This is a genomic window from Lentzea sp. (assembly GCF_036380075.1).
Classification (GTDB): Bacteria; Actinomycetota; Actinomycetes; order Mycobacteriales; family Pseudonocardiaceae; genus Lentzea.
In genome coordinates, this window is record NZ_DASVFL010000180.1 from 1 (window position 1) to 5813 (window position 5813).

A 5813-nucleotide genomic window follows, 5' to 3' on the forward strand; every position below is an offset into this window, starting at 1 on the left:
TGGTTCGGGCGGTGGACTTGCTGGTCGACTGGGGTGTGCTCACGGAGACCGACGGCTCCGTGGCGAGGTGGGATGCTCGACAGGAAGAAGCTCTGCTCGACGTCCATCGCCCCCTGCTCCCCCACCTCCTGTCCAGGGCGCTGTCCGGGTTCGACTCTCCGGTCGCTCTGCTCGGCGGCGCGGTGTCCGATCCGCTGGAGCCGGAACAGCCGCGGCGCAGCCTCCGGCGCAAGCTGGTGGAGAACCCGCTGGTACGCCGCGAGGACCTCACCGAAGCCGAGCGGGACGTGCTGTCCCGCGAGCGGCGGGAGGTGGCCCGCGTGCTCGACGAGTCGTTTGGCCTCGTCCTCGAAGCGCGATCTGAGGGCCTCCTCGTCCACGACCCCGACGAGGTGGTCAGCGACGTCGCGTTCCCGGGCTCCGGGACCGTCGCGCATGCGGCGCTCCTCCTGGTGAACGCCATCAACGACGAGTTCAGACCGGCGGCGGGAGACACGGTAACCGTCGCGGGTCGTGCTGTGCCCGGTGTCCGCGTCCCGTGGAGTGCTGTCGAAGCGAACATCGATCTCATCATCGAGCAGTACGGCAGCGCCTTCGCGAAGGGCTACGTCGAGAAGCCGTCATCGCTCATGCAGGAAGTGGTGCAGCTGCTGGAATCGGTGAGCATCGTGGTCGGCGACGAGGACGGGCTGGTCCTGCATCCCGCCTCCGCCCGGTACCGACCGGAGCCCCACCGGGCCCCGGCGCGTACGCGCGCGATGCGCAGGATCGGCGACCAGCCGACGTTGTTCGGTTGAGCCGCCCGAATCGATGGAGATCACGTGACGGAGTCGCCCGACGCGGAGACCTTGGTCCCCGCGCAGCCCAAGCACCACCCGAATCGCTGGCGGCTGGCCCGAGCGGGCATCGTCAACGTCTGGCACTACTACGACACGGTCTTCCGGTTCACCGGCGGCCGCATGATCCTGCGCGGGACGAACGGTTCGGGGAAGAGCCGCGCACTGGAGATGCTGCTGCCGTTCCTGCTGGACGCCGATCGACGCAAGATGGACGCCACGGGGTCGGGCAAGGTCCGTCTGGAGGACCTGATGCGCCACGGCGCGCAAGGGCAGACCAACCGCCTCGGCTACCTCTGGCTGGAGCTGTGCCGCGACATCGGCGGACCGGAGGAGCACCTGACCGTCGGAGCACTCGTGCGCTTCTCCACCAGCACCAGCGAGGCCAAGGCGTGGTACTTCACCACGCCGCTGCGGGTCGGCGTCGACCTGCACCTGATGGACGAGCGGCGCCAGCCGTTGTCCCGCGAGCACCTGACACAGGGCATCGGCGCGGACCGGATCACCGACAAGCCCGACACCCATCGCGAGCGGATCGCGTCCCAGGTCTTCGGCCTGACGGGAACGAGTGGCAAGGAGCGGTACGCGGGTCTCCTCCAGTTGCTGCACACCTTGCGCGCACCGGACATGGGCAACCGCATCGACGAGGGCAACCTGCCCAAGATCCTGTCCGATGCCCTGCCCCCGCTGTCGGAGGTGACGTTGCGCGAAGCGGGTGAGCGCCTGGACGCCCTGGCCGACTCCAGGGAGGAGCAACGGCGATTGCTGTCGGCGGTCGAGCAGATCGACGCCTTCCTCGACGTCTACCGGAGATACACGTCGGGCGCGTTGTTCGCCACGGCGGAGAAAACACGCGGGGCAGCGTCCGAAGCGACTCGACTCGCGAAAGAACACGACACCGCCGTCCACAGGCACGCCGAGTTCGTCGCCCGACACACGACCACGTGCGGCGAACTCGACACCGCCAGTGAGCGCGAGGAGACGCTGCAATCCGTCATCGAAGGCATCAAGGAACTGCCCGCGTACCGAGCCGGTCTCGACATCCGGATTCTCGGCAGGAGCGTCGCGGCTCTGGCCAGTGCCGCCACCACGGCCTTGAAGGCAGCACACGATCGCCGCGAGGACGAAGCGGGGGCGGTGCGCTCGGCGGACACGGCGGCCGAAGGCGTTCACGCTGAGGTCGAACTGGCCGACGCGGAGCTGTCCCGAGTCCGCGAAGCTCTGGCCACGGCACGGCTGCCGACCACGGCACTACCGACAGCGGTCCACGCGTCCGTCGAACCTCCATCGGGTGGCAACGAGGCGGTTCGGGTCTCGCTGGACGGCCCGGTGACCGAGGTCGAACGGCCGATGCCCCGCCGACTCGTGGTCGCCCCGGATGAACTGGACGAGGTCGTGCTGGTGGTTCGCGAAACCGGCCGATCCGCGGACCGGCGGGCCGGTGAGGCCGCCCGGCGCGAGCAGGACGCCACCTCCCTCGACGCCCGCGCGCGAGAAGTCACGCAGTTGGTGAAGCACGCGGAGGAACTCGACAGTCGCGCGACCGATGACGCCGAGCGTGCGCAGGACGCGGCGGACGACCGCGACGGAACCGCGAGGACGTTGGCCACCGAGTGGAGGACGTGGACCTCGGGCGAGCAGAGCCGGAAGCTCCTCGGTGACGTTTCCTGGCGGGAAACCGCGGTGGGGCCGCTCCTGATCGACGCCGATGCGCTGGTGGGCGAGCGCTCGGACGACGATCTCGCTCCCCTGGACCACGTTGCGAACGACGCCGCCTTGCCTGCGCGTGCCGCTGTGGCTGACCGGCTCGCCGAGCTGAGGCAGGAGCAACGAGCTGACGACAACATTGCTCGCGAGCTGCGGTTGGAGCAGTCGGAGCTGCGTGCGCAACGTGACCCGGAACCGCCCGTCGCACCATGGGTGCGCGGCACGCCCGTCGGCGGGGTGCCTCTGTGGCGGCTGGTCGAGTTCTCCGCCGAGCTGGCAGACCACGACCGAGCCGGTGTCGAGGCCGCGCTGATGTCAGCGGGGATGTTGTCCGCCTCGGTCGGCGGTGACAGTTCGGTGCGAGCCGACAACGGTCAGGTCCTGCTGACCTCTGAAGCCGCGGTCGCTCCCCGTTCCATCGAGGGCGTGCTCCGGCCCGACCCGGCCGGGCTGCTGCCCGAGCAGACCGTCAAGTCGGTCCTCTCCAGAATCGGGTTGGGGCCTGGACATCACGTGTGGGTCGACGTGGACGGGAGCTGGGCCGCGGGCCCGCTGCGCGGCAAGCACCGGGTCGACCACCCGCGCTTCATCGGCGCCGTCGCACGGGCACGGGCCCGGGACGAGCGGCTCGAAGCGATCGCCGCGGAGCTCGAGGAGCTGACCCGCCGAACAGGCGAACGCGACGACGAGCGGAAGCGGTTGAGCCAGGTCACCGAGGATTTGAACCGGCACGCGCACACCGCGCCACGGACGAACGACCTGCTGCGGGCTCGGAGCATCGCGCGTTCCGCCGCGGCGGAGGCCGGCAGGTCGCAGGTCGCGGCAGCTGCGGCGCACCAGACCGCCCGGCTCAAGCAGGAGCAATGGGCGGCTGATCGCCGTGGTCACGAGAAGAGCTGCGCCCGCTTGGGGCTCCCGGCCGACCGGGCGCAGCTCGACGAGGTCAAGGTAGGCGCGAGCCGCGCCAGGCACACGTGCGACCGTCTCGCCGATCGGCTCGACTCGGTCCGGCGACGCCGCCATGAGCACCAAGGTGCGGTGGGAGCTGTCGGCAACGCCTCGGCGCTACGTCGGGAGGCCGAGTCAGCCGGCCAGAAATCGTGGTCGGAGTGGCACGGCGAACACGGGAAGTTCGTCACCCTCCGCGACTCGTTGGGGGCCGAAGCCGACAAGGTGACTGCTCAGTTGGAGGCCGCCGAAGCCGAGCACAAGCGGGTACGCGCGTCGGTCGGCGCTCTGTCCAGTGAGGAACGCCGCCTGGACAAGGAGGCCGACAAGGCGAAGGAACTCGTGACGGCCACGAAAGCCCGAGCCGACGAAGCCGTCGCGCGCACCCGTGAAGCGCTGCAACGGCTCTCGGCTCAAGTGACCCTCCCCGGCATCGCGGATGCCGCTGCGGGAACCGCGGCTGCAGATCTGCTCACGCTGTGCACGTCATCCGGTGCGCCGGATGACGCGGGTGTGGAGCGGCTCGTCACCGCTGTGCAGCAGGTGCTGGACCGCAAGGGGCCGGCGGTCGACGAGAACGGCCTGATGCGGTCGCTGCGAGCGGTCGGCGGCAATCTCGCCAACACGTTCGACCTCACCCCGACCTCAGACGAAGGGATGTGGTTGGTGGACCTCACTGACGCAGTGGGGCGACAGCCGGTGGCCGTCGCAGCGGCGCGGCTGCGCGAGCAAGCCGCCGGCGCCGCAGCGGCGCTGACCGACCGCGAGCACCGCGTGTTCACCGACTTCGTCATCGGTGGGGTGGGTGAGGAACTCCGGCGCAGGCTGATCCAGGCGGAAGGTCTGGTGCGCGCGATGAACACCAGCCTCTCGAACATCCGGACGAGCCACGGGATCGGCGTTCGGTTGCGGTGGGAGCTGGTCGAGCCAGAGGACAGTCCCATCGGCCGCATCCGCGAGCTGGTCGCGGCCAGCGTGGCCGTGCGTCCGTCCGAGCACACGGACGAGCTCATCCGGCTCCTCAAGGACCGAGTTGACGAGCGGTTCGAGGCCGATGCCAACGCGGGGTACGGGGAACATCTGCGCGCGGCGCTGGACTACCGGCAGTGGCACCGGGTCGAGGTGTCGATCACCGGCCCGGAGCCCCGGCAGGTCCGCAAGATCAGCCGACGGGCGAAGCTCTCCCAGGGCGAGACCCGCTTCGTCTCCTATGTCGCGCTCTTCGCCGCCGCGGACGCATACCTGTCCGGCCTGCCCGACACCGGGAGCGCGTTGCGCCTGATCCTGCTCGACGACGCGTTCGCCAAGGTCGACGACCGGACCATCGCCGAGTTGATGGGGCTGCTGGTGCGCATGGATGTCGACTTCTGCATGACCGGCCACGCGCTGTGGGGCGCCTACCCGCAGGTGCCCAGCGTCGACGTCTACGAGATCCGCCGGGCCGAGGGAACCGCGGCAGCCGCCACCCACGTGCACTGGGACGGCCGAAACCGGCACTACCTGCGATCGACGGGCTGAGCCGTGGCCGACCGCGTTCCCGCGCAGGCCCGCGACTACCTGGTCGGTCTGGGGCCGTTGTGGAGTTCGGTGCGCAAACGCCTGGAGGGCAACGGGCTCTCGCCGACCGGCGTCATTGTCGTGGACCTGGACTACCAGGCGGCCGAAACCCTGTCCGGGTTGCTCGGCCGCACCGTGTCGCAAGGGCGGAGCAGGATCCGGCTGGCCGAGTTGGATGCCGCGCTCAGGTCTTCGGTGATCGGCCACGGACTGATCACCGTGGTCGCGGAACTGACCGGCGGCCCGCTCGTGGACCGGAAAGCGGCGAGCAGGGCGCGTGAGGTGTCGAGAATCGACCTGTGGGCGTTCTGGGAACGCGCCGTGGCCGAATCCGGCCTGGACGCCGCGCCGTGGGTACCCACGTGGCGAGACGGACTGCGCCGCACAGGACTGCTCATCCGGGTGGGAGACGAAGCCGAGACCGTCATCCGCCACGCGATGGCGGTGTTGCGGACGCTGGCCAGGAGCGTGCCGCTGGCAGACCGCACGCCCGGCGCCGTGGCGGATGCGGTTCCCGTCGAATCGGCCTTCGAACTCGCCGAACTGGCCAGCGCCGCGTGCGGGGACGCCCACGCACTGGACGCAGGGCAGGTCACCGCCGCCGTGGTCCTGCGCGCACTCGCCGCCGCGACCGGGACGCCCTCCCCCACGACCGCCGCCGCTCGCCGGGAGCTGTGGAGTGCTGTGGGAGTAAGTCCCGACGCGGTGTCGGGCACCCTGTTGACGTGGGCGGTGCGGCCACCGGGCGATGACTCGTGGTCGGCC

At 70.3% G+C, this 5813-nt stretch carries 3 protein-coding genes; all 3 read left to right on the plus strand.

Annotated features, from left to right (window positions below; genetic code table 11):
• Positions 1 to 11: 11 nt before the first annotated feature.
• Positions 12 to 797 (plus strand): DUF2398 family protein, encoded by a 786-nt coding sequence (locus VF330_RS20445; RefSeq protein ID WP_330853236.1) that lies wholly within the window; start codon positions 12 to 14, stop codon positions 795 to 797.
• A gap of 24 nt (positions 798 to 821) precedes the next feature.
• Entirely contained in the window at positions 822 to 5009 is a 4188-nt protein-coding gene (locus VF330_RS20450; protein WP_330853234.1) for a TIGR02680 family protein, read from the plus strand.
• Positions 5010 to 5012: 3 nt separating this feature from the next.
• Positions 5013 to 5813: TIGR02679 domain-containing protein (locus VF330_RS20455; RefSeq protein WP_330853235.1), on the plus strand; the 801-nt coding region annotated here is incomplete at its 3' end.